The 244-nt window shown below is 51.2% G+C and carries 1 rRNA gene; it reads left to right on the top strand.

The window, feature by feature from the left end:
- Positions 1 to 133 precede the first annotated feature (133 nt).
- Positions 134 to 244, top strand: a 23S ribosomal RNA gene (locus M3205_RS25485); the annotation flags it as partial.

Below are 244 nucleotides of genomic sequence, written 5' to 3'. Positions count from 1 at the left end.
CACAAACCTGAGGGCAATGAGAAGCAAGAAGATCAAGGAAGCGACTGAACGAGCACCGGAGCGTATGAGAGTACGTGAGGAGCACAGTGACGGAACTGACGCAGAGATTCGCTGCTTATCATTGGCCAAAGTAGGTTAAGTTAGAAAGGGCGCACGGTGAATGCCTTGGCACTAGGAGCCGATGAAGGACGGTACTAACACCGATATGCTTCGGGGAGCTGTAAGTAAGCTTTGATCCGGAGAT

Origin of the sequence: Cytobacillus firmus (genome assembly GCF_023715565.1) — a bacterium.
GTDB classification, from domain to species: domain Bacteria; phylum Bacillota; class Bacilli; order Bacillales; family Cytobacillaceae; genus Cytobacillus; species Cytobacillus firmus_C.
Note: the sequence above shows the minus strand (reverse complement) of the source record. Positions and strands in the feature narration are given on the sequence as shown.